The organism is Nostoc sp. FACHB-888 (genome assembly GCF_014696655.1).
Classification (GTDB): Bacteria; Cyanobacteriota; Cyanobacteriia; order Cyanobacteriales; family Nostocaceae; genus Nostoc.
In genome coordinates, this window is the sequence record NZ_JACJQM010000321.1 from 1 (window position 1) to 3,398 (window position 3,398).

Here is a 3,398-nt window from a genome sequence, read left to right on the forward strand (position 1 = left end):
TACGGGATATTGCCGGGCTTGTAAATAATTACATTGGGCGAAGGCGTGTCAATTTCGGGTAAGGGCTTTGGTGTTGGTGGGGCAAAAAATCCTTTAAATATTGAAGAAAATGGAGCGATCGCTTGCTTCAATAAATTTTGGAAGCTGCTCAAGTCCTCTCTAACTCGCCCAAGCTCCCACTGTTCACGGCTAATTACTCCTTGGTCGCCGAGGTTATATTCATACTGCCGTTTAGGGAACCGAAAGCCATACTGTTTGGCAATGTGAAACAGTGTGCCGATTGAGATTCCCCCACGCCGAAAACTGCGAATCTTAGCGCGAATGTTCCAAGTTGAACCCTTGATGCTGGGCGACCACTGCTCGGCTATGATTTCCGCATCTGTTGCCCCATAATGATTAACCAGTGCCATCAACACCTGACGGCATTCGTCGTAGTTACCGCTTCCTGGGGTACGTGGTGGGATGAATGAAAGTGCGTTCTGGATTAGCTGGTCAATGTCCCAGCCTTCAGTGAGGGAAATCTCACGCCACTCTTTACGCCGTGACTCAATTTCTTGGATTCTTAGCTGATACTCCTCCCGTTCATGCAGCGCGATCGCTATCGCTTCACTTATCCATTTTGCTGGTAAAGTGGCTTCAGGGTTGACTAGCGGGAATTCTGCTTCAGTACTGCCGTAAAATACACGGGAAGCGTCTTTACAAGCTGGGTCATGGGGCAACTGCTGCATGAGGAAGCGTGTACAAGCTTCTACAGTATCAGCGCCTTGGACATATTCGGGGAGAAGGAAAATCAACCGGAATTTATGCCAGTCTGGTTTATGACTGGCAGTAGTGTAAATTAAAGCACAGTGTTTTTTAATGAAGGGATGGGCTAAGGCTTCTTCTATGGTTAATTGGTGATCGTAAACTTTGATAGAATTTCCATTCTCGTCCTTGATTGGTTTACCCTCAGTATCACGGGCGACATCGGAATTATCAATGTCGAGGAGCAACCATTGAGAACCGATAACATTAGCCTTACTGCGCCATTTACCACCCAATAAGCCAGCACAGATGGCGTGACCTGCTTTAATATGTTGCTGGACATCGGCTAGAGTGCCTTCTACATCAATGAAGTTACCGGCCAGCTTCTTAAAGTCCCAGTCTTTGTTTGTACCAGTGGCGTTAAACGCAAACTTGATTATGCGACTCTCAATCAACTCAAGTTTTGTCTTTTCAACAGAAAAAGTTTCTGATTCAGCTGCTGACTGTGCTGATACTGAGTGATTAAATTGTTGTAATGGTGACATGATAGCTATTCCTCCTGAAGTGTGTTGGAGGAATTGGAGCTATCCCGAAAGTAATCTTATATACAAACGTTCAGAAATATAAGAACAAAATTACATAAAATTCCTGAAACGCTGTTTACATCTGGTAAGCCAGTGTTACATTGGCTTTACACCGAATCATGTACGATAAAATTACTATTAGGGATATTAATTAGGCCGTTCAAACCCGATAACCCCAATTCCCTTTGAAAACCCTGCTGTCCTACCGGGACGCGGGGTTTTCGTTGTTTTGCCTATGAATACTTGGCTAAATTCGCCTTGATAAACTCGATTACTTCCTCCTGTTGAATAATAAATGCAGTGCCTTTTCTTCTAAGAGCCAGAATTTTCATACTTCCAACTTCAGAATAAAGGTGTGAATTGTGATCAATAGCCGCCTTGGTGGGAGGCCATAAGACCAAAACTTTTGCTGAGGGCGTTTTTGTAGCTTCACGGGAAGACATTGCAAACAAGTCTCTGTTCTTGCTTAACCACTTCTCGTAATCTGCTAACTCAAGCAGTGGGCAAGGGTTCCACACTTTTAGTCCATGCTTGTCTTTCCTCTTGATCTGCAAAACCTCTCTGGCTTCGTTGTAGACAATCTCCTTATCTCCTATTGAGCGAATGGAGATAAACAGGTGAATTTTTCGCTCAAATCTCACAAACAAGTCGATAGGGTTCTTATCTTCTATCTTCAGCACCGGAAAGACTTGTATTCCTTGGTTTTTAAACTCATCCAAAAGCGAAGTTGTTAATTTTTCCAGCCTTGCAAGTTTTTGAATTCTTACCAATGGCTTGTAAGCCAATGCAAAAGCTGCCCAGCCCACTGGAGTAATAAAGCTGCCTGTAGCAAGTGCTGTACCGCTAACCGCTAGAGCCAAAGCGGATTCATAGTCTTTCGCCTCCCTAATCATCTCTAACGCCGCTTCATTGTGCGGCGGGAGTTGAAAATCGCTTGGTAGGTCTTTCTGGATTAACATTGGCTAAATCAAAAATTGTTTTGGCTGCTGACTAATCTCTCATCCGTTATAGTGTCAAATTTATCCTCATCTAAACTATCTAGTTGATTTTTACTAAGGAATGTGTCTTGCTTAGGCTAAGTTCCACCGAAAGTGGTCGTCCTAATCTTCATCCTGCTTTTTTGATTTATTTGTTTTTGTGTGTCTTGCCGCGATCGCTTCGGAAGCAAGAATTTTTACCATTTGACTCATAGAGCGTTTTTCAGTTTTTGCTTCAGCAGTTATCAATTCATAGAGTGCTAAATCATCTTCATCAGTGAAATAAATATTTAGTCTAGTTCCTGTGGGCATCGTAACACTGTCTGGTGTTGGAATAACCCTATTCTCAGTCTAAACCTCTTACTTGTCACTGGTGTTATGTAGTGTTATGATAACACTATAAGCCAGAAAACGACACAAAACAAAGGCAAGTGAAGCCAGAAAGTGAAGTTAAGGCTAACCAATAACTGGATAACTGGATTTGAGTCTATTTTGTTAAAAATGGGCTTTAATTCCTACAATTAAAGACTTTAACAATTATCTGAACCATGACAGCTATATATTCCAATGCCAAAAATTGGCAAGTCCTTGCAGACTTGTTAGCCAAATCAGGGCTAACTGACCTTATCGCCGGAAAAGACTCAGGTGCAGGGTATGGCAAAGCAATCATCGGTGATTTTTCGATCATGATGCCTGCCGTATACTCACTAGTTCGCAACCGAAACATCATGCACCACGAAACCATCTCAAAAGATGGGGCATGGGTGCGTTATGTAGAAGGAACGCGCCTAGACTTGAAAGACGTTCAATTCTTTTGGGGCAGTGCGGCTCTAGCTCAAAGTGACCACACCCTACTGCACGAAGATAAGGCGAAAAAAGCAGAACTGGCACTAGAAAGCATCCTTGCAGACTTATCAGTTCTGAATATTCCCGATGGGGTCAAACTTTCAATTAGTTTGAGCAATCACAACCCAGAACGCTGGGGCCAAGAGGGGTGGCCGCCGAGATACGTGCAAAATGGGACACGTTGTAAAGAAATGTTAAGAAATCAGGTTGAAACCATTGATTTTAGGTTCAGTCGAGCCAGAAATTT

Annotated in this window: 3 protein-coding genes and 1 pseudogene; 1 reads left to right on the top strand and 3 read right to left on the bottom strand. The window is 43.1% G+C overall.

The annotated features are described in order from the left end of the window. From H6G26_RS40020 to H6G26_RS40030, 3 genes are all read right to left on the bottom strand, one after another. Positions 1-1,289 (bottom strand): PriCT-2 domain-containing protein (locus tag H6G26_RS40020; RefSeq protein WP_190737498.1); only part of this gene is annotated, 1,289 nt, incomplete at its 3' end. 272 nt (positions 1,290-1,561) lie between these two features. Then, positions 1,562-2,287: a hypothetical protein gene (locus H6G26_RS40025; RefSeq protein WP_190737500.1), complete on the bottom strand. Its 726-nt coding sequence runs from the start codon at positions 2,285-2,287 to the stop codon at positions 1,562-1,564. Positions 2,288-2,428: 141 nt separating this feature from the next. Continuing rightward, positions 2,429-2,617, bottom strand: a complete 189-nt coding sequence (locus H6G26_RS40030; RefSeq protein WP_100903288.1) for a hypothetical protein — start codon at positions 2,615-2,617, stop codon at positions 2,429-2,431. A gap of 236 nt (positions 2,618-2,853) precedes the next feature. Here H6G26_RS40030 and H6G26_RS40035 point away from each other — a divergent pair. After that, positions 2,854-3,398 (top strand): annotated as a pseudogene (locus H6G26_RS40035) (hypothetical protein); the annotation flags it as partial.

Coding starts and splice junctions, on each gene's coding strand:
- H6G26_RS40025 (WP_190737500.1), bottom strand. CDS start 2,287: ATGTTAATCCAGAAAGACCTACCAAGCGATTTTCAACTCCCGCCGCAC.
- H6G26_RS40030 (WP_100903288.1), bottom strand. CDS start 2,617: ATGCCCACAGGAACTAGACTAAATATTTATTTCACTGATGAAGATGAT.